General features: G+C 37.5%; 22 protein-coding genes. 16 read left to right on the top strand and 6 right to left on the bottom strand.

Annotated features, from left to right (window positions below):
* The first annotated feature begins 56 nt into the window (after positions 1–56).
* Positions 57–1,649 carry an EAL domain-containing protein gene (locus C9J46_RS16215; protein ID WP_107261006.1) on the top strand — a complete coding sequence of 531 codons (1,593 nt, stop codon included), beginning with the start codon at positions 57–59 and terminating at the stop codon, positions 1,647–1,649.
* Positions 1,650–1,728: 79 nt separating this feature from the next.
* Here the strand turns inward: C9J46_RS16215 and nagZ are convergent, their stop codons facing one another.
* Complete coding sequence (gene nagZ, locus C9J46_RS16210; protein ID WP_107291218.1) at positions 1,729–2,733, bottom strand: beta-N-acetylhexosaminidase; 1,005 nt, start codon at positions 2,731–2,733, stop codon at positions 1,729–1,731.
* Positions 2,734–3,019: 286 nt separating this feature from the next.
* On the opposite strand from nagZ, the gene C9J46_RS16205 reads away from it, so the two are divergent.
* On the top strand, positions 3,020–3,517 hold the full coding sequence (locus tag C9J46_RS16205; RefSeq protein WP_107247194.1) for a DUF1097 domain-containing protein: 498 nt from the start codon (positions 3,020–3,022) through the stop codon (positions 3,515–3,517).
* 130 nt (positions 3,518–3,647) lie between these two features.
* Here C9J46_RS16205 and C9J46_RS16200 read toward each other — a convergent pair whose 3' ends face one another.
* The gene (locus C9J46_RS16200) at positions 3,648–4,586 is read right to left on the bottom strand and encodes a siroheme synthase (protein ID WP_107247195.1); all 939 of its coding nucleotides are present in this window, start codon (positions 4,584–4,586) and stop codon (positions 3,648–3,650) included.
* Positions 4,587–4,737: 151 nt separating this feature from the next.
* Positions 4,738–5,871, bottom strand: a complete 1,134-nt coding sequence (locus C9J46_RS16195; protein WP_107247196.1) for a trypsin-like serine protease — start codon at positions 5,869–5,871, stop codon at positions 4,738–4,740.
* Between the two features lie 194 nt (positions 5,872–6,065).
* Between C9J46_RS16195 and C9J46_RS16190 the strand changes: the two genes are divergently transcribed.
* Together C9J46_RS16190 and C9J46_RS16185 are read left to right on the top strand one after the other, a co-directional pair.
* Positions 6,066–6,902: a DUF5718 family protein gene (locus C9J46_RS16190; RefSeq protein WP_107291217.1), complete on the top strand. Its 837-nt coding sequence runs from the start codon at positions 6,066–6,068 to the stop codon at positions 6,900–6,902.
* Positions 6,903–6,946: 44 nt separating this feature from the next.
* Entirely contained in the window at positions 6,947–7,807 is an 861-nt protein-coding gene (locus tag C9J46_RS16185; RefSeq protein WP_107291216.1) for a sulfurtransferase, read from the top strand.
* Between the two features lie 107 nt (positions 7,808–7,914).
* Here the strand turns inward: C9J46_RS16185 and C9J46_RS16180 are convergent, their stop codons facing one another.
* Positions 7,915–8,742 carry a phosphate ABC transporter substrate-binding protein gene (locus C9J46_RS16180; RefSeq protein WP_107207191.1) on the bottom strand — a complete coding sequence of 276 codons (828 nt, stop codon included), beginning with the start codon at positions 8,740–8,742 and terminating at the stop codon, positions 7,915–7,917.
* A 303-nt stretch (positions 8,743–9,045) separates the two neighbouring features.
* Here C9J46_RS16180 and C9J46_RS16175 point away from each other — a divergent pair, with 303 nt between their 5' ends.
* On the top strand, positions 9,046–10,704 hold the full coding sequence (locus C9J46_RS16175) for an ATPase RavA domain-containing protein (protein ID WP_107207190.1): 1,659 nt from the start codon (positions 9,046–9,048) through the stop codon (positions 10,702–10,704).
* Positions 10,705–10,777: 73 nt separating this feature from the next.
* The gene (gene viaA / locus C9J46_RS16170; RefSeq protein WP_107291215.1) at positions 10,778–12,235 is read left to right on the top strand and encodes an ATPase RavA stimulator ViaA; all 1,458 of its coding nucleotides are present in this window, start codon (positions 10,778–10,780) and stop codon (positions 12,233–12,235) included.
* A 79-nt stretch (positions 12,236–12,314) separates the two neighbouring features.
* Here viaA and C9J46_RS16165 read toward each other — a convergent pair whose 3' ends face one another.
* Entirely contained in the window at positions 12,315–13,535 is a 1,221-nt protein-coding gene (locus C9J46_RS16165; RefSeq protein ID WP_107291214.1) for a transporter substrate-binding domain-containing protein, read from the bottom strand.
* Between the two features lie 286 nt (positions 13,536–13,821).
* Between C9J46_RS16165 and rlmF the strand changes: the two genes are divergently transcribed.
* Positions 13,822–14,844, top strand: a complete 1,023-nt coding sequence (gene rlmF, locus C9J46_RS16160; RefSeq protein ID WP_107291213.1) for a 23S rRNA (adenine(1618)-N(6))-methyltransferase RlmF — start codon at positions 13,822–13,824, stop codon at positions 14,842–14,844.
* 112 nt (positions 14,845–14,956) lie between these two features.
* Here rlmF and C9J46_RS16155 read toward each other — a convergent pair whose 3' ends face one another.
* The gene (locus C9J46_RS16155) at positions 14,957–15,145 is read right to left on the bottom strand and encodes a hypothetical protein (RefSeq protein ID WP_107207186.1); all 189 of its coding nucleotides are present in this window, start codon (positions 15,143–15,145) and stop codon (positions 14,957–14,959) included.
* Between the two features lie 223 nt (positions 15,146–15,368).
* Here C9J46_RS16155 and C9J46_RS16150 point away from each other — a divergent pair, with 223 nt between their 5' ends.
* The 9 genes from C9J46_RS16150 to C9J46_RS16110 all read left to right on the top strand — a co-directional run bounded on the left by C9J46_RS16150 (position 15,369) and on the right by C9J46_RS16110 (position 24,105).
* A complete protein-coding gene (locus tag C9J46_RS16150; protein ID WP_107291212.1) occupies positions 15,369–16,316 on the top strand; it encodes a DUF523 and DUF1722 domain-containing protein in 948 nt (315 codons plus the stop codon).
* Positions 16,317–16,339: 23 nt separating this feature from the next.
* A complete protein-coding gene (locus C9J46_RS16145; RefSeq protein WP_107260992.1) occupies positions 16,340–16,555 on the top strand; it encodes a TIGR02450 family Trp-rich protein in 216 nt (71 codons plus the stop codon).
* A gap of 125 nt (positions 16,556–16,680) precedes the next feature.
* The gene (locus tag C9J46_RS16140; RefSeq protein WP_107291211.1) at positions 16,681–17,634 is read left to right on the top strand and encodes a DUF523 and DUF1722 domain-containing protein; all 954 of its coding nucleotides are present in this window, start codon (positions 16,681–16,683) and stop codon (positions 17,632–17,634) included.
* Between the two features lie 127 nt (positions 17,635–17,761).
* Positions 17,762–19,030: an O-acetylhomoserine aminocarboxypropyltransferase/cysteine synthase family protein gene (locus tag C9J46_RS16135; RefSeq protein WP_107207184.1), complete on the top strand. Its 1,269-nt coding sequence runs from the start codon at positions 17,762–17,764 to the stop codon at positions 19,028–19,030.
* 235 nt (positions 19,031–19,265) lie between these two features.
* Positions 19,266–20,057: a MerR family transcriptional regulator gene (locus C9J46_RS16130; protein ID WP_107247204.1), complete on the top strand. Its 792-nt coding sequence runs from the start codon at positions 19,266–19,268 to the stop codon at positions 20,055–20,057.
* Between the two features lie 52 nt (positions 20,058–20,109).
* On the top strand, positions 20,110–21,579 hold the full coding sequence (phrB, locus tag C9J46_RS16125; RefSeq protein ID WP_107247205.1) for a deoxyribodipyrimidine photo-lyase: 1,470 nt from the start codon (positions 20,110–20,112) through the stop codon (positions 21,577–21,579).
* Between the two features lie 20 nt (positions 21,580–21,599).
* Positions 21,600–22,037 (top strand): nuclear transport factor 2 family protein, encoded by a 438-nt coding sequence (locus C9J46_RS16120; protein ID WP_105062257.1) that lies wholly within the window; start codon positions 21,600–21,602, stop codon positions 22,035–22,037.
* Positions 22,034–22,762: an SDR family NAD(P)-dependent oxidoreductase gene (locus C9J46_RS16115; RefSeq protein WP_105062256.1), complete on the top strand. Its 729-nt coding sequence runs from the start codon at positions 22,034–22,036 to the stop codon at positions 22,760–22,762. Before C9J46_RS16120 ends, C9J46_RS16115 begins: the two co-directional genes overlap by 4 nt.
* Positions 22,762–24,105 carry an NAD(P)/FAD-dependent oxidoreductase gene (locus C9J46_RS16110; protein WP_107291210.1) on the top strand — a complete coding sequence of 448 codons (1,344 nt, stop codon included), beginning with the start codon at positions 22,762–22,764 and terminating at the stop codon, positions 24,103–24,105. Before C9J46_RS16115 ends, C9J46_RS16110 begins: the two co-directional genes overlap by 1 nt.
* Position 24,106 lies beyond the last annotated feature (1 nt).

Below are 24,106 nucleotides of genomic sequence, written 5' to 3'. Positions count from 1 at the left end.
TTATAGAGATCTACATGGATGGTAGATTATGAATAATAACAATGATGGTTTATTCAATGTTTAAGAAAGAGAGATTAACCAAAACGATTGATGATATTTTTTTGATGCGATTTTCAGGCCATATTGGTATTGGTTTAATGTTTTTTGTTATTTTAGTCGGTTTTGGTTTTACGACTCTCGCACCATATTTTGCAACTAAGCATTTATCAACAAAAATTCAAACAGATACTGATGAATTGGTTAAAACTCATATTCAAAATATAGGCGATTATCAAGACTTTATTACGAATCTTAGCCGCAATTTTGATTTTACGTGTAGTGAGAAAGAGCAGGAGCAATTAAAACGTATTGCCTATAGTAATTATCTTATCCGTAAGATTTCTTTAACCCCCTCAGGCAAAAGTACTTGTTCGAGTTTTTATGAAAAAAATCATGGTCAGCATGTTGAATCTCGGAAAATTAAAACTTATGGCAATATGATGTCGTTATGGTTATCTTCTGAAAAAAATAGTCTGCAACGTATTTTTGAAGTTCGGTGGCAAGGTAACAAGGGGAGTTTGGTTCTGTCCTTAGAACCCATCGTTGAAGAAATCTTACGAAATAAATACTGTGAAGGTTGTGTTTTAACATCTATATCAGCAGATAATGAATTGGATCGATTAGGTTGGCAAGGTGATAATAAATCATACACGGCTGAACCTATATATGAAGTTTTAATGCCTAATGGTTTGAAATTTTCTAATTACATTAAGTTGGAATTATTAGATAAAGAGTCACAATTATTAAGGATGCCTCTCTTTTTAGCTGGTGCATTTATTGCTGGATTTTTAATTTTGTTGCGGCGTTTATTCATTAGACGACGTTTATCGTTACATGCATTAGTACAACGAGGGATAGTTAAACGTGAGTTCGTACCCTATTACCAACCTATTATTAATTTAAAGGCCAAAGAACTTTATGGTTGTGAAGTACTTGCTAGATGGAAGAAAAAAGGGGCTGGATTAATATCACCAATGGAATTTATTCCTTACGTTGAGAAAAGTGGACAAATTATCCCTATTACTAATTTATTAATTGAGAAAGCGATTAAAGATTTGAGTACTATCAACTGGCAGTTAACCGATAGAGTAATCAGTATTAACCTTGTACCGCAACAATTAGAAAATATACAGATAATGAATGAGTCATTAGCATTATTCAGCAATTCAAAGATCCCTATTAAACAGGTTGCTTTTGAAATTACAGAACGAAAACAATTTGAAGATCTTACTATTGCCTCTGAGGTTATCCAATATCTTAAAGCTCAGGGTATTGATATTAAATTAGATGATGCAGGCACAGGGTATGGTGGGTTCAGTTATATTCAAGAATTGAACTTGCGGAGTTTAAAAATCGATAAGATGTTCGTTGAAAATATCGGTACGACGGATATAAAACTTTCTCTGCTTGATTCTATTATAGCCTTCGGCAAACAGGCTGGAATGGAAATGATAGCAGAAGGCGTCGAGACGAAAGAGCAATCCGATTACCTTGTTGAGCGTGATGTTTATCTTCAGCAGGGGTATTATTTTGGTATGCCAATGAATGCTGAAGAGTTTTCGATTTATAATATTGAGATTAAAAATAAGAATAAGCTTTTGGCTATTTAGATAAGATAACGAGTTATGGATAAAGAAAAGCCGACATAATGTCGGCTTTTTTGTTGGTAATGATTACAGTAACCACGTGTTAAACGTTTTTCTCTTTCCACTCTTGTGCAAGACGAGAAACGGCATCTTGGCTTTCTTTCCACATACGAGTATTGATCAAATCACTATACTCAGCGGTTGGTTTTTTTAACAATGTTTCTAAAATAGGGACTGGAATCTGTGGTAATCCATCAAGAGCCTGTACAGCACCTTCACGGTTATTACATAACATCACCATGTTACAACCAGCTTCTTGAGCTGCGATAGCTCGTTCGCTATAGCTGCCTAATACGTCAGCTCCTTTCATATTAAGATCATCAGAGAAGATCACGCCTTTAAAACCTAGCTCTTTACGTAATACCTGTTTTAACCAATATTCTGAACCACTTGCAGGTTTTTCGTCATAAGCATCAAATACAACGTGTGCTGGCATGATGCCTTGCAGCAGATTCTTTTTAATGAGATGTGTAAATACGGTCATATCATGGCTCTTAATATTATCCCGTGAATCGTAAGGCGTTTCTAAGTGAGAGTCGGCTATCACACCACCATGACCAGGGAAGTGTTTACCGGTTGCAGCCATGCCAGCCTGCGCCATACCACTTACAAATTGGCTTGCATAACGGATAATGTCTTGTGGGGAATTTGAGAAAGCGCGATCACCGATCGCTTTACAGTCGTAACCAAGATCAAGTACAGGCGCAAAACTAATATCAATATCCATCGCGAGTAGTTCAGCAGCCATTAGCCAGCCACCTTGCTTAGCAAGCACTTCTCCATTTTTAGACGCTGCAAAAGCGCGAGCAGGTGGTAGTTGGGTAAATTCTTCGCGGAAACGTTGAACACGTCCGCCTTCTTGATCGACACCAATCAGTAAAGGGCGTTTAGCCGTTTTTCGAATCTCTTTAACTAACGCTCGAAGTTGCTCACGATTGTCATAATTTCGGGCGAAAAAGATGATACCGCCTACTGTAGGATGTTGAATAATTTCGCGTTCTTCTGCATCAAGTTCATAACTTGATACATCAAGCATTAAAGGTCCCATGACGGCACTCCGAGTAACATTATATTAGGCGATAAATTACCATAGTCAGTTTTATCCGCAATTTTTAATGTGAATTTAGGCATCATCATAATGGAATTTTTTAGGGGATGAACACGGTTTAATCATTTCCAATATCAGTATTAAATTAAAGTAATTATGGTGATCTTTGTTGATTATTTTATGAAATGGAATGTAGTATTACTTTCTTTGTGTGATCTTAGTTGATTAATTTGAACAGGTCTTAGGTTACACTCAATACAATTCTGTCATCGCAAAAGAGTGAGTCATGTCGGTACTTATAGCAATCGCTTTAACAACAGGAATTTTATCTGGGATTTGGGGCTGGGTAGCTGTATCTCTGGGCTTATTAAGCTGGGGAGGATTTCTTGGCTGCACGACATATTTTGCTCTTCAGCGCGATGGTATAAAAGGCGTTGGGTTAAGCATTGCAACAAACTTAAGCGGTGTTTTTTGGGCGATGGTGATCATTAAGTTATCATCTTTAGTTCATTTTGAGATTATTGGTTACGTTGTCACTGCTCTAGTTGCATTTATGATGTGCGCACAAGCAAAAAAATCGTGGTTATCTTTTATCCCTGGTACCTTTATAGGCTCATGCGCAACGTTTGCTGCAAATGGTAATTGGCAATTGGTTATACCATCATTGGTTGTGGGTGTAGTATTTGGCTATTTAATGAAAAGTTCTGGTTTATGGCTACACGCGAAACTCGCAGAAAAAAAAACGGCTCGCGCTGAAATAGAGTTACCCATCACCCAGGATTAAGTAAACAATCTTACATATTGCTCATTAACCAGCTTTATAAAAATGCCGCTAGATTTATGCTTAAAAAAGCGATTAATCAGCGGCATTGTTATATGTAATGATAAATTTATATTTGTCTATTTACGATGTATTAGCTATGACTAGGCACAAAAATACCATTACGCTCGATACACAGCTTTTTCAATGCTGGTCGGTGTTGGTCTTTAGACGCTAATACACAAACTCGCATTCCCTCATTCAGTAATTGTTTCGCACGAGCGATGACGTTCTCGTGTTCGTAACTTTCACGATCAGCATCTCGACGGCAAAGGTCGACAAAAATATCATTCTTCCCTTCAGGGTAGAGAACAAACTCTGATTGCTGCATCAAACGTAATGCTTTCAGTGTTAATAATTCAGGGTCGTTACCTGTTTCGATTAAATACAAGTTAGCGCCTGTATCTTGGTATGATGCTAATAATTCACTAAAAGCCTGTTCTAATTCTTGCTCTGTTGTTGCTGTTTCAACTGCTGGTAGACGAAAGAATGTCTCCCAGAACTTTCGACGTTCATCAACGGTTTTGTAATGCTGTTTTATTCGAGTACGCTGCTGTCCTGAATAATGAGCTAATAAGCTTAAGTTTTGTGGTAATTGTGTTTCGAAACGTTCTCGTAAGTAACGAACCAAAACAGGTGATGCGCCACCACTTGAAATGGCAACTTGCATTGGTGAACGATCAATCATGGATGGCGTTATAAAATCACAATATGCAGGATCATCAACAACATTTGTCCATATCTTTAATGCATTAGCATCATGATAAACTTGATGGTTGAGTTCACGAGAATCGGTTGTCGCCCAAACTTGGTCAAATTGTGTAAGAAGTGACTTTTTATAACGGGCTTTTAGATATTCAAATTTACCTTCATCGAGTAGTGATACAAGATGAGGGTGAAGCTCTGGCGAGACAAGCGTAATGTTAGCTTGGGCTTTAAGTAATAGATCTACTTTGCGGCAGGCCACTTCACCACCACCCACGACTAATACTTTTTTATGGGTTAACTTTAGAAAAACAGGGAAAAAATCCATTTCGTATATCCGTCAAATCGCTCATTTTTATTTTGAGTTGTGCAACAAGCTAATGTTTACTAAGAAATCAATCAGTTCATAAAGGTTACTAATTTAGTACCATGAAAAGATTATTAAGAGCAAGTTTAACATTGTAATCATTTAGCTGTGTTTAGTTACCTTGGTTTCGGCGATAGTAAAGTATGAGAAGAGTTAGCAGGAGGCTATAAAAGGTTACTGTACCGCCACTTTCTGTTTGTTCTGCAGCCGCAGTTACGACAGTTTGCGTATTGTCTCTATTATTTGAAGGATCTTTTATTACGGCAAAAGGATCGATATTCAGCGTTGGTTGTAATGAGGAATCATTAAGTGTGAATGTTGAATTATCATAATCTTGTATTTGTTGTTCTATCCAATCTCGATGGGTAGAAACCTGGGTATATTGCCCTGTAAGCTGATTATATTGGTTTTCTGGGTTGTCATTTCGATTTGAACATTTTGCCCCATTACTGGTTAACCCGATTAACCGAATGCCTTTATCACTATCAGATACTGCTTGATGATTTTGCCAGATAAGCGGGCCGCCAGAATCACCGCTACATACATCTTTAATTAAGCCATTAATGTTTGAATCTGCGCAGACAATATGTTCATTACCGATATTGAGCCCAACGCATTGGTTATCAGGAACACCGGCTAAACTAATTACTTGTAATGTAGTTGGATAACCTTTTCTAAGAGTGTCTCCCCAACCAGAAGCAATAGCAGTGACAGGAGAATCCATATTGGTCGCCCAAGTGTTGCTGAATATATTATCAGCTATGATTTGTTCATTAGGAGTAGCTAGTTTAACTGACTGGGCAATACCATACATTGAACGATTAACGCGAAAGAGCGCTATGTCATTGATAAAATTGTCTTCATTATAATTAGGATGACTGATCTTCTTTACGATATTAAAAAAATGCTTTTTATCAAGATTTGCAAAATTACCATCTTGAATCATGCTTGTACCAACGATGGCAATATCACTAATGTTTGATGAGTTGCAGTGTGCTGCTGTTAGTAACCAATACTCACTTATCACAACAGCGCCACAGCTGACACTGTCGAAACCTTTTTGTTTGAGTGCCGCTTGCCAAGGGATCAGTTGTGAATCATAAAGGGTAGCATCGGTACCATTAATGGCCTTTGCTGTTGCTTGTGCATTAACTGGTGTATTCGCTAACGCAGATGATTGGTAGCTAAAAGCAGCAAAAATACCGACTAAGTACGTTAATTTTTTTAGCCATAAATGCAATGTCATGTGCAGCTCCATCTTGAACTGTTGTTTATTAAAGCGTAGCTACAACTGTTTAAAAAATTACCAGTAGCGTGTCATTTATCGCAAAAAAATGAATTTGTATTATTTTCGATACATAATAGTGATAACTGAACTCCAGAAAAATTTTGCTGATGAATTTAGAATCTACGATATATTTTCATTATCTGGATTGAGTTATGTTTAAATCATGTATTGGTTTTGGTATTGCAGGTAACTTTGCTGGGCATTTAGAACAAGCGGGTGAAGCGAGGGATTTTTTAGATATAGAAGTAAAAGAAGAAGTTCAACCCAAAGGCATTTTTCCTTTTTATGTGCCTTCTAATACAAATTCATTCTTAACGTTATACCCACTTTCATCTACGCGCATTACGCCATCAAACAACGCTGATAATTTACAGATTGAGCCCGAAGTTGCGCTTATTTGTGATATTAAATATCAACAAAAAAGTACTGGTGAAATCAATGTTGTTAGTTTAATTCCACGTCAGTTTGCAGCGTATAATGATTGTTCTATTAGAAAGCCTGATGCGAATAAAATTAGTGAGAAAAAGAATTGGGGAGCAAACAGTAAAGGGATTTCAGAAACCTTGATTGATATCGACCATTTCCAAACTGGTGGGATATTAGATCGTTTCCGTATCGCAAGTTTTCATCGTTCTAATGGTCAACTTCATTGCTATGGTGAAGATAGCCCAGTAGTTGGATATAGCTACTTTCACCAAAAGCTGCTTGATTGGGTTATTGAACGTATGAATCACCAGCAGGATATTGGGCCAACTGAAAATATTAACGCGCTACTAAATCAAGCTGATCACCCAAAGCAAGCCATTATTAGTATTGGTGCAACTCGCTATACACCATACGGAGAAACACACTTCTTACAACCAGGTGATACCAGTATTGTGGTTGTATATGATGGCATTTTATATAGTAGTGCAGATGTACTGCGTATGGCTGAAAACAATGATTGGCAAAGTAATGGGCTATCTGTATTGGTACAAACTGTTGATTAAGTAGTAAGATCAATTTGGTTAATAGCATAAACAAAGGATCCGTCATGTCGACATCAGTACCACATCAAGACTTAGTTTCAGTGCAATGGTTACATCAAGCATTAGCGAATAATGCACAGAACAATCTTGTCGTATTAGATGCTACGTCTTTTATGCCTGGCGTTGATCGCTCTCCAGAGCAAGAGCTGATTGAACAACGTATTCCACGTGCACGCTTTTTTGATTTTAATAACAAGCTAGCCGATCCAGATACCGATTTACCGCATATGTTACCGTCGGCGGAGCAGTTCTCACTCGAGGTAAGCAAACTAGGTATTAGTAATAATACCCATGTTGTGATTTACGATAGCTTAGGCATGTTTTCAGCGCCACGTGGCTGGTGGATGTTTAAAACGATGGGACACAATAATGTTTCTGTTTTAGATGGTGGGTTACCTGCATGGATAGAAGCTGGGCTTGAACTCGAATCAGGTGAACTAGAAAATATAATCCCAATGGATTTTAACGCCCAGTTACAATCAGAATGGGTGATAGATGCTAAACACCTTAATGAATTACTCACTGATAAAAATGTTGCTGTGATTGATGCAAGGCCACGTGCACGCTTCTTGGGCTCAGTGAAAGAGCCGCGTGAGGGCATTCGAAGTGGTCATATGCCTAATGCAAAAAATCTACCGTTTGGTGAATTGCTTGATAATGGCCACTTTATTGCGCTAGCCGAGATAAAAGCCAAGTTTGATGCGTTATCAACACCAGAACAGCGTTTAATTTTTAGCTGTGGCTCAGGTGTGACAGCATGCATTTTAGCTTTAGCTGCAAATTTGATTGGCCGTAAAGCGCTCACTGTTTATGACGGTTCGTGGACAGAATGGGGTGCAACTGAGTGTTACCCCGTTGTTAAATAAATATCGTTAAAATAGAAATATAGAGGCGAGCAGTGTAATAGCATGATAATTAATACTGCCGCCTTATTTCTATTGGTTATTAAGGTGAGGTATTTAATTTGTAACGATCAGGCTTTCTCATCAATAGCAACATAGCCCTTATCTTTGATAATACTTTGCGCTTGGTTAGAAAGGACAAATTTAATAAATTGTTGCGCATCATTGGCTAAGCCTTTTTGTTTAAACATCAACAAAAACGGTCGAGCAATTTTATATTCGCCTGATTCAATATTGGCAGCAGTCGGTAAAACATTATCGTACGAGAGAGCCTTGACTGAATCATCAACAGAGCCAAGAGAGACATAGCCAATTGCATGTTTATTACGTGAAACTAAACTTTTCACCATGCCATTGGTACTTACCACCAGTACGCGTGGGCTGATATTAGAAACAGTAAAGCCAGAAACTTGTTTGGTTAACCCAAAAAAGTGTTCAAATGAAAAACGAGAGCCTGATGCATTTTCACGGCTCACGACTGCCATATCTAAATCTTTACCGTTAATTGATTTCCAGTTAGTGATTTTACCTTGGTAAATAGCAATAAGTTGCTCACGCGTCAGATTTGTTACCGGATTCGCTTTATTTACTACAAGCGCAATACCATCATAAGCAATAGTAATGGCTTTATAGTTATTATCTAATTCAGCACGAGAAATGACACGGGAGCTCATACCTATTTCAGCGGCACCTTGCTTAACAGCATTAATACCCGCGGTTGAACCGATACCTTGAACTTCAATTGTGGTGTCTTTATGCGTTGACGAGTAGGTATCTGCAAGCACATCCATAATGTGACTTACCGATGTAGATCCAACAACGGTGACTGTTTCTTTTGCTTGTACATTGAATGATATACATACGCCTAATGCGAGTAAGCGAATTACGGTTTTAAGCATTTTTTACTCCATGAGCTTCATTATTTCGAGCGTATGTTATTACGATAGTGTGACAGGTTTGTGAATCTCATAACTAAAAGTCATGTGTTGGCGAGTTAATGGTAACTAGAAATAGTCACTGTAAAAGGTTAATGCCATGAGAGTATATAGTTAATATCATTGCCAATATAAGATAAAATTTTGAATCAACTTAGTAAAATGCTAAAGTCGATTAACAGATGTAACATTAAGTGTAGGGATTTACATTTAATGATTGAGGTAGGCGCCGTACAGCGTTAGTAGGAAATACACAAGGTTGGTTATATGCTTAAAATGGCAACAACAGCAACATCACCGAATAAAGCAATTTTATCTGAACGGATTCAAAAATTGATTAAAGGGCTTTCTAATGGCGTTTATGAACGTGAGGAAGTGATTAAGCTGTGTTTGCTTGCGGCATTAGCAGGAGAGAGTGTTTTTCTTTTAGGGCCACCAGGGATCGCAAAAAGTTTAATTGCAAAACGATTAATTCAGGCTTTTGATGATAGCAAATTTTTTGATTACTTGATGACGCGTTTTTCAACACCTGAAGAGGTGTTTGGACCTTTATCTATTCAAGAGTTAAAAGACAATGGTAAATATGTCCGTTTAATTGATGGTTACTTACCGACAGCACAAGTGGTTTTTCTTGATGAAATTTGGAAAGCCGGCCCTGCTATTCTAAATACGTTATTAACAGTGGTTAATGAACGTACATTCAAAAATGGTCAAGACATACTACCTGTACCTATGCGCTTGTTGATCACCGCATCTAACGAGTTACCTGATGAAGATAGTGGCCTTGATGCTTTATATGATCGAATGCTCGTTCGTGTATTCGTTAATCGTATTCAAGAGAAAAAGAACTTTAAAGCCCTATTGATGGGGGAAGGGCCAACACTACAAGAAATAGATCCAAGTCTCACTATTAAAGATGAAGAGTATGTTAACTGGCAGCAGCATATTGATGAGATCCAATTAAGTGAAGAGACCTTTGAACAAATTTTTAAGCTTAAATCAATGGTTGAAGAGCATGTTAATCAAACCGATGTGATTGATAGTGACAGTGAGTTGTATATCTCTGATCGACGTTGGAAAAAGTCGGTACGGCTATTAAAAGCCAGCGCGTTTTTTAATGGTCGTAGTGAAATCAACCCACTTGATTTGTTACTGTTGCAAGATTGCTTATGGCATAGCCCAGAATCGCGTAATGTTATTTGTAATATCATTAATACATTCGCGACAGAACATGCCTTTAATCAGACTCACTCAAGTTTAGACGCTAATGAAGCAGAAACTATCATCAATAAGATTAACAATGATGTCGTTGAAAAATTGGCTGTGCCTTTTACTAAAGAAAGCACTATGCGTAAAGAGTGGTTTAAATATAACTTTGCGACAGCCGCAAGATTTAACGTTAACAACAACCCTCGTATGATCAAATTGGTGATGCTACAGCAAAATCCATCAGTCTCGGAACAAGAGCCGGGTGATAGCCGATGGGTATACGTAGATGGTGATGAGTTTGATAAGAAAATTAGGACGGGTAAATGTGATATTTATGGTTTTGTAAATAAGAACACGCATTTGTGTCGCTTACAATTTGAAATTGATGCGCAAAACCGCCTAACCATTAAAGATATTGCTAATCGCTCGGTATTAGTAGGCATTGCAGGTAATAAAGGTATCACTGAAACTCAGCAACAAACATGGCAAGACGGTGTTGACGGTGCCATGGCAAAAATAGTTGATGCAGAGCATAACATTAAAAAGTCACGTGCAAGTTTCCACGGAGCATTACCGCATAACTTTATCAATGATGCTTTTCCTGCACTGATTGAACAAAGTCTATGTGATGCTGCAGATAAAGTGGCAGAGCTTAAAGGGCTAGTCGAAAAGAGTGCATTTCGCATTACCCATCTTTCTGAGTATTTTGCCAAATAATGCTTGTTGTTAAGCAGTTTATTGTTAGGTGTAATCAACACCTAACGGTAGGCACGAAAAAGGAGAATCGCGTATGCCAGTCTCTGAAGGATTAAACTTCGCATTGATGCTTGCTGAATCAGGCGTTATTGATAGTGCTGTTCATGAAGTCATGGTACGTCCGCAGTTATTAATGGCGGCAGAATCTAGCCCTGGTGTTAAAACGGCGATGAAAAACCAAGTCATGAAATGGCGAGGGCAAATGATCCGTCAAACCGCTAAGGGAACGGTGGTAGAACGGTTTCATGACGAAATAGAGCTTTATCAACAAGTCTGTAAATGGGATCAAGATTATTTTATCGAGCATGCTGATGACGTCGTAAAAAAGCTGGAAGGGCAGTCTTCGTTTTATTTCAAAGCAAAAAATCTTGTAGCCAAAGAACACCAGAAACATAATCCGATGTTTCAACGATTCTTTTGTGACAAGTGGTATGAGTATATTGCTTATGCCTTAAAAGAAGCGCAAGAATCGGAAATTGAAGAAAATAAAGAAGATTTGTTGAAAGACTTGTATCAGCGTATTGAAACGTTAAAGCAAGTGGAAGAAGTAACTGAAGCTGGCGATGAGAAAAAGGCCGGTCGTTTATGGGATATGGCAAAAGCGAAATTGACGCAGACTGATGTCGATGTCATGAAGAAAATTGCTAAGTTTTTAAAAAACAATAACGGCTTGCAAGATATTGCTGAGAAGTTAGGGCGTATGGCCAGTGAAGTCGATGATCCTAATAAAGAGCGCGTAAAAGCAGAAGAACTTAAACTGGTGGAAGAGAAAAGTGACAATGTCACTGATGATATTGTCGGGATCCATGAAAGTGACGATCTCGCCAAACTCTTACCTAATGAAGCAATGTTTTTAGCCTATCCTGAATTAGAAGTGGTGTTCTATAAACACTTAGCCGATAAACGCTTAATGAATTACCGTATGCAAGGTACGCAGCGTAAACTACGTAAGGTAAAAGCGTATAAGCGACAAACTAAACAGGTAGATCAAGATAAAGGCCCATTTATTGTTTGTATTGATGCTTCAGGTTCTATGTCGGGTTTCCCTGAAAATTGTGCCAAAGCACTGGCTTATGGCTTAATGCAAATAGCACTTGCTGATGAACGTGATTGTTATGTCATTATGTTTTCAACTCAACAGATTACGTACGAGTTGACGAAGCAAGATGGGTTAAGCGAAGTGGTTAACTTTTTATCTTATTCATTTCATGGCGGTACGGATCTTGGTCCTGTATTAGATCAATCGATTGATTTGATGAGTGACGGTAAATATAAAAACGCTGATCTCGTGGTGCTATCTGACTTTATTGCGCCTAGCCAGCCTGAGGCTATGTTAAGCCGAGTAGAAAAACTGAAAGCCCAGAAGAACCGTTTTCATGCCGTTAACCTGTCAAAATACGGCAATCCAGAACTTTTAGAGATGTTCGATCATTGTTGGTCTTATCACCCTTCTAAATTAAGTCAACTAGGTAAATTATTCCGTATTCGTTAATGTTTACATTATTCGCGCTATAGCTTAATCCTGTAACGCTATAGCGCAAATATCTGTTTTTTTCTTTTTATGTTCTGCGCTATTTGATTTTAAAGTATTCAAGCAATGCATTACGCCATTCATTACTCTGCCTAAATTGTAGTAATTCTCGGTTTACTGATTCTTCGTAAGGGCTTTGCTCTATTAACGCGATACCATAATTTTGCTTTTCAAATTGATAAGGTAAGACAGTTAATTTTTCATATTTACCGTTTTGTTTTGCGATCTTTAGTTCGTATTTTACGATTGCATCATCATTCACGGCAGCATCGATTTCACCACGTTCTAAAGCATCCAACATTTCAACGACTGTGTCGTATTGACGATGGGCAATACTGTGACGAGTTAAAAATTGCGACGACGTTGAAGCAGTCTTTGCGCCAGTATTAACATTCGCTAAATCGTTGGGGCTTTTTATATCGCTATTAATTAATCCGATAGTAAATGTACTGGCTAAAACTGCGGTGATACTGGCAATAAACAGGGTTGTGAAAACCGCCAGTGCAACGGTTAGTACTCGTCCTGTTAGCGTTTTAAATTCGTAATAATTAAAAGGTCCTTTGGTAATAAATAATAACCCTAGAATAAAACCTTCAATTAATTGCGCGGGTCTTGAACGCATCGAGTAAAGCTTGTCATTAACACGGTGCTCTAATAAATAATATAGGCCACCGATAATTGCCGCAGCCGTAACAAAAATAGCAATAATGGTTAAGAGATGTCTGTTAGTTATAATACTTTTAAATGTATCGAAATGACTAGCTGATTTAACAACAATTGCAAGATGCGTTTCGTAAAAAGAGTGCGAAAAATCAATGATTTGCTCTCGCTCTGGTGTGATCGATAAACACGATAACCCAATATCGATTTCTTTTGCCGCAACCGCTTGTAATAGATCTTTTAAAGGGTAATTTTTGAAGGTGTAAGGGATCTCCAACTTTTCAGCTATTTGCTGCCATAGTAAAATACTTAATCCTGTATATTCACCAAATTGATCTTGCATAACAAAAGGAGGGCAAATATAAGTGCCGATGACCAGTTCCTTGTTGCTTAACGCAGCCGTTGTCAGTTCATGTGATGTATCAACAGCTTGATGGTTTGACTTTGAGGTATCCGTTATTGCTGTCACTGGTGTATTTGCGATGGCGATATGTGAATAACTTCCCGCAAAAATAACGATTAATAGCACGAGTAAAGGCAGGTGATGGTACTTAGCGAGGCGTGGAGAACAGTAAATAACAAAAGTATTTTCTTGCGACATTATTAACTATCCTTTTGTTGTTTTTATTATTAAGTATAAATCCTTTCTCTTGTTTTGATTTTTGTACTGATGCGATATTGGATTTAAAAATGACAAATAAGCAGTGGTATGAGCTGATAATTTGTATTTTAGAACTAAACAACACGTCAAATTATTAAGATATAGCAATAATAAGTGGACGATTTAGCCATTTATTTAATCATTAACACCTTAAACACTAAGTTTATCATCGATAAGCATGTACAATGCTGCGCTTTGATAAGATCCAATTCTGCGAGAAGCAAAGATGACCCAAAAGAAAAACGCACAGCCTAAGCAAGGCTTACACCCACGTAACCCACATCGTGCGCGTTATGATTTTGCGACACTAATTAAAGCAACCCCAGAGTTAGATCATCATGTTAGCGAAAATGCTTATGGTGATCTTTCTGTAAACTTCTCCGATCCACTCGCAGTTAAAACATTAAACAAAGCGTTATTAAAGCATTTTTATCAAGTGGATCATTGGGATATTCCTGCTGGTTTTTTATGTCCTCCAATTCCTGGTCGTGCCGACTATTTGCATTACATTGCTGATTTATTAGCGCAATCTAACGAAGGGGCGATTCCTCAAGGTAAAGGTATTCGTGGTTTAGACATTGGTATCGGTGCAAACTGCGTCTACCCAATTATTGGACATCGTGTTTATGGCTGGCAATTTGTTGGTTCAGAGATCGATCCTCTTGCTGTGAAATCAGCAAAATTCATTGCAGGTAACAATCCACGTTTAAAAGGCGCTATTCAAATTCGTCTACAAAAGAATGCTGATAATATCTTTACAGATACGATCAATGATGAAGAAGTGTTTGATTTTACGTTATGTAATCCGCCATTCCATAGCTCTGAAGAAGAAGCAATGGCAGGTTCTGAACGAAAAGTTCGTAACCTTGCAGCAAATGCGAATAAGAAACAACAAGCTCGTTCTCGCGGTAAAGTATCGCCTGCTTTTAATAATGCGAAGTCATCAACAACACCTGTATTAAACTTTGGTGGTCAAAAAGCTGAATTGTGGTGTAAAGGCGGTGAAGTCGGTTTTATCAAAAAAATGATCAATCAAAGTGCAAGTAAGTCTACACAGTGCTTCTGGTTTACAACCTTAGTATCGAAGAAAGAAAACTTAGGTGTACTTTACAAGCAACTTGAGAAAGTGGGTGCGGTTTCGGTAAAAACTATTGAAATGTCACAAGGTCAAAAGATCTCACGTCTTATTGCTTGGACGTTCTTAAACGAAGAACAGCAACAAGAATGGCGCCAAGAGCGCTGGAGCTAATTTAGCTTTTGCTATAAATAAGCGATGTATTTATCAATACATCGCTTTATGATTGGTTCTCATTAATATCCAAAGATTACACAGAATTAGAATCATAGAACATACCACTATGTTAATTTAATGTTGCTTCCTCTAGCAGTCCAATAAGCTCACTCTCTGTTTGCGGTATTCTTGCCAATTCTAATAGAGGAGAATCACCTCCTTTCAGCATATAAGCCGTATTTGTGCAGTGATCATGATGGAACCATTTACCGTTAATACAAAGATCGGTATAGCATCTTTTATCTTTTCTTAATTTCATACCACCTCCTGTTAACAATAAGCTTCTTTCCAAATCATCATGATGATTTAGATCAAGTTAAGGTATTGTTAATTAAATATTAACGATAAGTGTGTTTTAAGCCTTATAGGCGCTCTCATTCGTCATCACAATACTTATACAATAAAAAAAACTTGTACAAGGTGATCTATTTGTCTACATTGATTGTACAACAAGAAATAACTGTACAACTTTGGAGGCGGGTATGGGTATCCCTGTAGGAATCAGTTCATGTGTATTAGGCGAGAAAGTACGCTTTGATGGCGGGCATAAACGTAATCGTTTTGTAGCAGAAGACTTAGCTGAATACTTCAGCTTTAGAGCGGTATGTCCTGAAATGGCTATTGGGATGTCTACGCCGCGTCCGGTGATTCGTTTACAAGATAATGGCATTGAAGTACGGCTTGTTGATAGTAAAGATAATGCTATTGATCACACTGATAAAATGAAGGCGTTCGCCGATGAAATTATACCTAGTTTTGAGTGGTTACGTGGCTATGTGGTGTGCGCTAAATCACCTTCTTGTGGTATGGAACGAGTTAGATTGTATTTAGAAAATGGTAACTCAGTACCAGGCGGATCTGTTGGTATCTATACCAAGCGTCTAATGGAAGCAATGCCATGGTTACCTATTGAAGAAGATGGCCGACTATGTGATCCAGTACTGCGAGAGAATTTTATCTTCCGTGTTTATGCACTTGATGATCTCTATCGTAGTGTTGACGGTGGTATTACTCGAGGAAAAATCATTAAGTTTCATTCTCGTTACAAACTTTGCTTAATGGCACATCATCAAGAGTCTTATCGTTCGCTTGGACGCTTAGTATCGAAAATTCATGAGTGGGATGATTTAATTGAGTTCTTCTTAACTTATCGTCAGCAATTTATGGACGCTCTGAAAAACCGTGCAAGCCGTAAAAATAACACCAACGTGTTAATGCATATTCAAGGTTACTTTAAACGTGATTTAGATAAGGATCAAAAAGCAGAGTTACGTGATGTAATTATGCGCTATCGTGAGGGAAATATTCCTTTAATTGCCCCGCTAACACTTATTAATCATCACTTAACAGTAAACCCTGATGAATATCTTGCAACGCAAGCATATTTATCTCCTTACCCTGAAAAACTAAAGCTTCGTTTCTCATTGTAATAATGAAATTAAGGGTAAATATAGTGAATCAATTCAACCCTAAAAAGTTGTTAAACAGTAAGTGGACTGCTGCAGTCCCTAAAAATAAAGAAAAACATTTTATTATTACTGAACTTGAAATTAACGAAGAAGGTAAAGTTCTGTATTGCACGATGGAAGCAATAATGTCTAAACGTGAATTTATGATCATTTGGCAAGATTTAAGAAATACTTCGTTATGGCATCAAGGGTGGAAATAATGCAAGTATTGTTATTAATAAAAAGATATAACCATTCATCATTGAATGATTACTTTTAATATTAACAAAAATTATTTTCACCTTAAGCATAAGAAGGTATTGTTGTTAAGTGTCACGGAGTATTTATGGCGATTATAGTAGGAATAAGTGGTTGCCTTTTAGGACAACAAGTACGTTTTGACGGTGGTCATAAGCGTTTCAAATTCGCAGACGAAGAGTTAAGTGATTATTTTGAGTTCAAGCCTATTTGTCCAGAGGTTGGCATAGGCATGACAATCCCACGTCCAGTTATTCGTTTATTAGATAACAGTATTGATGTTCGTTTAGTTGATAGTAAAGATAATACGCTTGATTATACGGATAAAATGAACGCATTTACTGATAAGGTTTTACCTTCATTAGAAACACTGTGTGGTTACATTGTATGTGCCAAATCGCCTTCTTGCGGTATGGAGCGAGTTAAACTTTATCTTGATAATGGTCACTCAGTACCTGGCGGTTCTGTTGGTATTTATACTAAACGCCTTATGCAGAAAATGCCTTGGTTACCGATTGAAGAAGATGGTCGCTTATGTGATCCGGTATTAAGGGAGAACTTTGTTTTTCGGGTTTATGCACTTAATGATTTATATGAGAGTGTTAAAGGTGAGGACGGAATTACTAGTAATAAATTAATGAAATTCCATGCTCGTTATAAATTAGCGTTGATGGCAAGCCACCCAGCAACGTACCGTAAGCTTGGTCAGTTATTAGCTAAAAGTCATCAATGGAACGATATTAATGCGTTCTTTGTAGAGTATCGTCAATTATTAATGGACGGTTTAAAGCATCGTTCAAATTGCAAAACGAATACGAATGTACTGCTACATATTCAAGGTTACTTTAAACGTAATTTAGATAAACAACAAAAAGCAGAATTACGCGATGTTATTATGCGCTATCGTGAAGGTAACCTGCCATTAATCGCACCGTTAACACTCATCAATCATCATTTAGCATTAAACCCTAATGAGTATTTATCAAAACAAGCTTATTTAGCGCCTTATCCTGAAGCATTGAAGTTACGTTATTCATTATAAATACGTATTGTGGTTTTTAAGATATAAACGCCATATGTTGAACTAAAATAACCATTAGGCTACATCAATAGATTATTAAATGTAGTCTGTATACTTATTATTCTTTTCAATTATTCAAGGTAGAAAAATGAAAGACGAAACGCTATCCATTCACAGTGGTTACGAAACCGATCCGACAACTAAATCAGTCGCAACACCAATTTATCAAACGGTAGCCTACGAGTTTGATGATGCACAGCACGGTGCTGATCTTTTTAATCTTGAAGTGCCGGGCAATATTTATACCCGTATCATGAACCCAACCAATGACGTATTAGAAAAACGCATGGCTGCGCTTGAAGGAGGTATTGCGGGTTTAGTGGTCAGTGCTGGAAGCGCGGCGATTAACTATGCGATTTTAACCCTAGCTCAAGCAGGGGATAATATTGTATCAACACCACAACTTTATGGCGGAACCTATACGCTATTTGCTCATATGTTACCAAGCCAAGGGATTGAAGTTCGGTTTGCAAAAGATGATAAACCAGAATCTATGGCTGCGTTAATCGATGAAAAGACCAAGGCGGTTTATTGTGAAAGTATTGGTAATCCTAGTGGTAACGTCATTGATCTCGAAAGAGTATCTCAGTTAGCACATGATAAAGGCGTACCTGTTATCGTCGACAACACTGTTGCAACACCTGTGCTATGTAAACCGATTGAATTTGGCGCTGATATTGTGGTTCACTCATTGACTAAATATGTGGGCGGACATGGAACAACATTAGGTGGCGTTATTGTTGATTCAGGGAAATTTCCATGGGCACAGTACAAAGATAGATTCCCAGTATTTAGCCAACCAGAACCGTCTTATCATGGTGTTGTATATAATGAAGCGTTTGGTGAAGCTGCATTTATTGGTAGAGCGCGAACTGTACCACTAAGAAATACAGGTGCTGCGCTGTCTCCGATGAATGCGTTTATGCTGATGCAAGGTTTGGAAACCTTACCATTACGCATGGAGAGACATACTGAAAATGCACTTAAAGTTGCTCAATATCTCGCTAACCATGACCAAGTGAGTTGGGTTAACTATGCTGGTCTTCCTGATTCGGATTATTACGAGTTATCACAAAAATATACCAAGGGTAAACCCTCTGCTATCTTGTCGTTCGGACTGAAAAATGGTTATGAAGCAGGTGTTCGTTTTTATGATGCACTCGGTTTGTTTAAACGGTTGGTGAATATTGGTGATGCTAAATCACTGGCTTGTCATCCTGCCTCAACCACACATCGACAAATGACACCAGAAGAGCAGAGCCAAGCTGGTGTTCATCCTGAAATGATCAGACTTTCTATCGGCATTGAACATATTGATGACATCATTGCTGATTTAGAACAAGCACTTAACGCATAGCGTTTTTCAATGTGGCAATCATTATTTTGTTTGCCACAATACTTAGCTTATTTCTAATTACTACTCACCACCTCTTTTTTTGATGTGATACAACTCTAACTTCAATCTTGTACAAGATTAAATTATTGTACAAGTTGGAGGTTTAACACTATAGTTATACATGAAAGAGCAGTTGTACAAGTTTATATTGTTATGTTCTTAAACTAATTATGAAATTACGAATGAAGGTAATAATTTGAACGTTGAAATTAAGTTGTATTCAATTAGTGAAGTATCTGAAGCTACGGGTGTTAACTCTGTAACCTTACGTGCTTGGCAACGCAGATATGGTTTATTAGTTCCTCAACGAACACCTAAAGGTCACCGTCTTTATACCGATAGCGATATTGCTAAAATTCATGAAATTTTAACTTGGTTAGCCAAAGGAGTATCAATTGGTAAGGTTAAACCTTTATTAGAAGGTACTGCTGAACATCATGAATTAAATGTTGAAAAAATAGAAATGGTTGACGAAACCATCTGTTTAATTGAGCAGGGTAAAGCACAACAAATAGAAAAACGCGTACGTGAAGCATTAAAACTTTATCCATTTAATGTTTTAGAAGAGCAATTTTTAAAGCCAATTGAGCAACATATAACACGCAGTGATAATCCATTAAAAACATTACAAAAAAGTGTGTGGAACTCAGCACTTACTCAATGTTTTATTCCTGTATTAGCGAAAGTTAATTCAGATAAAAATCCCCCAAGTCTCGTGTTAAGTTTTTCATCTTCAGATAATCACTTTGTGTGGCAACAGGCCTTAAAATTAGCGTATGAAGGTTATTACGCGATTGTTTTATCTGATTTATTAGGAAAAGTAACAGGATTGTCAGCATTTATAACAGAGCATGACATTAACCACGTCTATATCGTTGGAGAAAACAAACTTGATAATAAGCAGTTAGCTGATATTGAAATAATAGAAAAAGAAAGCAATGTTCAAGTTTCTTTCATTGGAAGCATAAAAATGATCCACAAGCAGTAGAAGTAAAAAGATCCACCAGCATTATTATTTTAATAAGCTAATAGGAGTGATGATGACAAATAAAACAGTAAAAGAGCAGCACGTTATTATTTGGTTTCGTTCAGATTTACGTGTTGTTGATAATACAGCATTAAATCATGCAATCGATAGTGGACTTCCTATTATCGCACTCTTTATTGCAACGCCTATGCAGTGGCACCAACATAATATGGCGGCAGTTCAAGTAGACTTTGTTCATCGTCGGTTACAAGTATTAAAGCAACAGTTGGCTAAACAAAATATTCCTTTGCAAGTTATTGAAGTTAATGACTTCTCAGAATCGGTTAAGGTTATTGAGCAAGTTTGTTTTGATTATAATGCTGTGCATGTTTTTGCGAATAAACAATATCCAATTAATGAGCATAAACGTGATATAGCTGTAGGGGAATTGCTTGCAAAAAATAGTATAAAATTCAGTATTTTTGATGATAATTATATTTTGCAGCCTGAAATGGTTTTGACCCGTGATGGGGAATTATTCAAAGTTTTCACCCCATTTAGAAATGCATGGATCAAGCGTTTCTTATTATCACCTAGTTACCCTGTAACAAATAAGGGTGACACTGTAACTAGTGACGTGGTGATTAAGTTATTGTCTGCCTGTCATCAAATCAAAGCTTTCAACTATCCGATTATCGATAGTGTGTTATGGCCAGTAGATGAAGAAACTATTGCACAAAGATTAGAAACGTTTTGTGAAACTAAAGCCGAATCATATCACCAAAACAGAGATTTTCCCGCGATTGATGGCACTAGTTGTTTATCCCCATATCTTGCTATTGGGGCGCTTTCAACTAGGCAGTGTCTGCATCAGCTATTGCAGCACTTTCCAAATGCATTAGAAATTAATAAGGATGATGGCGCTTTTACATGGTTGAACGAGATTGTTTGGCGTGAGTTTTATGGTCATTTACTTCATCGCTACCCTGAATTAAGCCAACATCAGCCATTTCAAAAGTTTACTCAGTTTGTCAAATGGAAAGATGACGCAACATTACTTAAAGCATGGCAAGAAGGAAAAACGGGGTTTCCTATTGTCGATGCCGCTATGAGGCAATTACGTGCAACAGGTTGGATGCATAATCGTTTACGTATGATCACTGCAAGTTTTCTAACGAAAGACTTGTTATGTGATTGGCGTGTCGGTGAGCAGTGGTTTATGCAGCACCTCATTGATGGTGATTTCGCTTCCAATAACGGAGGTTGGCAATGGGCCGCATCAACAGGTACCGATGCACAACCTTATTTCAGAGTATTTAATCCAACACTACAAGGGCAACGATTTGATCCAAAAGGTGATTTCATCCGTACATGGGTTAAGGAATTAGAACATGTTCCGGATAAATACATACACACGCCGCATCAATGGGCGAGTGCAGAATCACTGAATTATCCATTGCCAATTGTCGATCATAAGGAAGCCCGTCTAGTCGCAATTGAGTCTTTTAAACAAGCAAAGGCTTATATGGATATTCATCAATAACACTGGTGGAGGAATAAATAATGGACGCAGTGATAAACCCTGCATTAATTAAGTTTTTTAATGTGTATGGACAACTAGGAAAGGACAACCTCTCTCAACTGTCTGACGTTTATCATCATTTAGTTATTTTTGAAGATCCTGCACATAAAATTGAAGGTTTTAGTGCTTTAGAAGCTTACTTTTTTAACCTTTATCAAAATATAAATAGCTGTCGATTTATTATTAATAGCTATGTAGAAGATGATCATGAAGCGTTTGTTCAATGGACAATGCACTTTTCACATCCTCGATTACAAAATGGCAAAGAACGTAGTTTAGAAGGCTGTACTCAGCTGAAATTTGAACAAGATAAAGTGATTTATCATCGTGATTATTTCGATATGGGGGAAATGATTTATGAAGGTCTACCCATGTTTGGACGCATTATTCGACACATTAAATCAAGGTTAGGGCAATGAATCAGGTATTGATCACAGGTGCTAGTTCAGGGATTGGCAAACAGCTTGCATGTGATTATGCAGATGACGGGTGGCGTGTTATTGCTTGCGGTCAAAATGCGCAGCGTTTAAATGAATTAGAAGAAGAACATCAAGCGATAAAAACATTACGTTTCGATGTAACAGATTTTGAAAGCACACTATCAGCGCTTACATCCTTAGAGACTCTACCAGAGTTAATTATTTTAAATGCCGGCACGTGTGAATACATTGATGAAGGAAAAATTGATACAGCATTAGTTAAACGCGTTTTTGATGTCAATGTTTACGGAGTTCTCCATTGCATAGAAGCCTTACAAGCGCGATTTAATGAAAAAACGCATTTAGTCATTATCAGTTCTTCTGCCAGTTTCGTTGCTTTACCACGTGCAGAAGCCTATGGCGCTTCTAAGGCTGCAATGAGTTATATCACTCAAGCACTTGCTGTTGATCTCGCTTATTTGAATATGAAAATTACGTTAGTGAATCCTGGTTTTGTAAAAACGCCATTAACAGATAAAAACGATTTTACGATGCCAATGTTAGTGTCACCCGAACATGCTTCAAAAAAAATAAGATCAGGTATTGCTGCAGGAAAAAAAGAGATTAGTTTTCCTGCCACCTTTACACTGTTTCTTAAAACTATTGCGCTTTTGCCAATTACATTTCGATTGGCAGTAATTAAACGAATGACGGGGAAATCATAATGAAAATAGCCATTATAGGTTCCGGTATTTCAGGCTTGACGTCCGCTTGGTATTTACATCAAGAACACGAAGTTACTGTTTACGAGGCAAACAGTTATGTCGGTGGGCATACTGCAACGGTAGATGTCACTGTAGATAGTGGTGATTATGCCATCGATACTGGGTTTATTGTTTTTAATGATCGTACTTATCCAAACTTTGAAAATTTGCTTGAACAACTTGAAATAACAGGTAAGCCAAGCGAAATGAGCTTTAGTGTTCACAATGAGCGTACGGGGCTTGAATATAATGGGCATACTATTTCATCACTGTTTGCCCAGAAACGTAATTTATTGAACCCGGCTTTTTATCGCTTTTTGTATGAGATCACCCAGTTTAATAAGCTTGCTAAAAAGGTTGTAGGTGATAGTGAGTTAATGAATCAAACGCTAGGTGATTTTTTAACTCAGCATCAGTTTAGTGATTACTTTGCTGAAAATTATATCTTACCGATGGGGGCTGCTATTTGGTCTTCAACGTTATCTGATATGAGACGTTTTCCCTTAGCTTTCTTTCTGCGTTTTTTCTTAAACCATGGTTTGTTAGACATAACTAATCGTCCACAGTGGCGTGTAATACCGGGTGGTTCTCGTGAATATGTTAGAAAAATGATGTCTTATATCGGAGATTGTATTCAACTAAATAGCCCTGTCTCTTCGGTGAAGCGTAGTAAAGGCAAGGTAATTGTTACGGTTAATACTAAGCAAGAAGAATTTGATCAAGTGATTTTCGCTTGTCATAGTGATCAAGCGTTAAAAATGCTGTCTGACGCAACATCAGAAGAAAACTACGTGTTATCAGATATTCATTATCAAGAAAACGAAGTGGTTCTTCATACCGATACTTCGTTATTACCAAAACGTCAGGCTGCATGGGCATCTTGGAATTATTCGTTACCTAAATCTCGTGATGCTCGAGAACGTAACTTAGCGTCACTGACTTATAACATGAATATACTTCAAGGCATTCTAGCTCCTGAAACATTTTGTGTAACCCTTAACCAAACTGAATCGATAGATAAAGACAAAATACTGCGCAAATTTGTTTATTCTCATCCTGTTTTCAATACGAAAAGTATTGCGGCTCAGCAGAAACGTCATTTAATAAATGGACAAAATCAAACATGGTTCTGTGGTGCGTATTGGTATAACGGTTTTCATGAAGACGGGGTACGTAGCGCGTTAGACGTTGTCGAAGCAATAAAAATGCAATCATTGACGCAATCAGAAGATGAAATGGTAACAGCGAAATCTCTGAATGTTTCTAATGAACCATCATATAACTGTGTCATACGAAGTTATTAGT

Origin of the sequence: Photobacterium sp. GB-36 (assembly GCF_003026135.1) — a bacterium.
Taxonomy (GTDB): domain Bacteria; phylum Pseudomonadota; class Gammaproteobacteria; order Enterobacterales; family Vibrionaceae; genus Photobacterium.
Note: the sequence above shows the minus strand (reverse complement) of the source record. Positions and strands in the feature narration are given on the sequence as shown.

Bases quoted from the DNA above. Each gene is read 5' to 3' on its own strand.
- C9J46_RS16215 (WP_107261006.1), top strand. From the start codon at position 57: ATGTTTAAGAAAGAGAGATTAACCAAAACGATTGATGATATTTTTTTG.
- nagZ (WP_107291218.1), bottom strand. From the start codon at position 2,733: ATGGGACCTTTAATGCTTGATGTATCAAGTTATGAACTTGATGCAGAA.
- C9J46_RS16205 (WP_107247194.1), top strand. From the start codon at position 3,020: ATGTCGGTACTTATAGCAATCGCTTTAACAACAGGAATTTTATCTGGG.
- C9J46_RS16200 (WP_107247195.1), bottom strand. From the start codon at position 4,586: ATGGATTTTTTCCCTGTTTTTCTAAAGTTAACCCATAAAAAAGTATTA.
- C9J46_RS16195 (WP_107247196.1), bottom strand. From the start codon at position 5,871: ATGACATTGCATTTATGGCTAAAAAAATTAACGTACTTAGTCGGTATT.
- C9J46_RS16190 (WP_107291217.1), top strand. From the start codon at position 6,066: ATGTTTAAATCATGTATTGGTTTTGGTATTGCAGGTAACTTTGCTGGG.
- C9J46_RS16185 (WP_107291216.1), top strand. From the start codon at position 6,947: ATGTCGACATCAGTACCACATCAAGACTTAGTTTCAGTGCAATGGTTA.
- C9J46_RS16180 (WP_107207191.1), bottom strand. From the start codon at position 8,742: ATGCTTAAAACCGTAATTCGCTTACTCGCATTAGGCGTATGTATATCA.
- C9J46_RS16175 (WP_107207190.1), top strand. From the start codon at position 9,046: ATGCTTAAAATGGCAACAACAGCAACATCACCGAATAAAGCAATTTTA.
- viaA (WP_107291215.1), top strand. From the start codon at position 10,778: ATGCCAGTCTCTGAAGGATTAAACTTCGCATTGATGCTTGCTGAATCA.
- C9J46_RS16165 (WP_107291214.1), bottom strand. From the start codon at position 13,535: ATGTCGCAAGAAAATACTTTTGTTATTTACTGTTCTCCACGCCTCGCT.
- rlmF (WP_107291213.1), top strand. From the start codon at position 13,822: ATGACCCAAAAGAAAAACGCACAGCCTAAGCAAGGCTTACACCCACGT.
- C9J46_RS16155 (WP_107207186.1), bottom strand. From the start codon at position 15,145: ATGAAATTAAGAAAAGATAAAAGATGCTATACCGATCTTTGTATTAAC.
- C9J46_RS16150 (WP_107291212.1), top strand. From the start codon at position 15,369: ATGGGTATCCCTGTAGGAATCAGTTCATGTGTATTAGGCGAGAAAGTA.
- C9J46_RS16140 (WP_107291211.1), top strand. From the start codon at position 16,681: ATGGCGATTATAGTAGGAATAAGTGGTTGCCTTTTAGGACAACAAGTA.
- C9J46_RS16135 (WP_107207184.1), top strand. From the start codon at position 17,762: ATGAAAGACGAAACGCTATCCATTCACAGTGGTTACGAAACCGATCCG.
- phrB (WP_107247205.1), top strand. From the start codon at position 20,110: ATGACAAATAAAACAGTAAAAGAGCAGCACGTTATTATTTGGTTTCGT.
- C9J46_RS16120 (WP_105062257.1), top strand. From the start codon at position 21,600: ATGGACGCAGTGATAAACCCTGCATTAATTAAGTTTTTTAATGTGTAT.
- C9J46_RS16115 (WP_105062256.1), top strand. From the start codon at position 22,034: ATGAATCAGGTATTGATCACAGGTGCTAGTTCAGGGATTGGCAAACAG.
- C9J46_RS16110 (WP_107291210.1), top strand. From the start codon at position 22,762: ATGAAAATAGCCATTATAGGTTCCGGTATTTCAGGCTTGACGTCCGCT.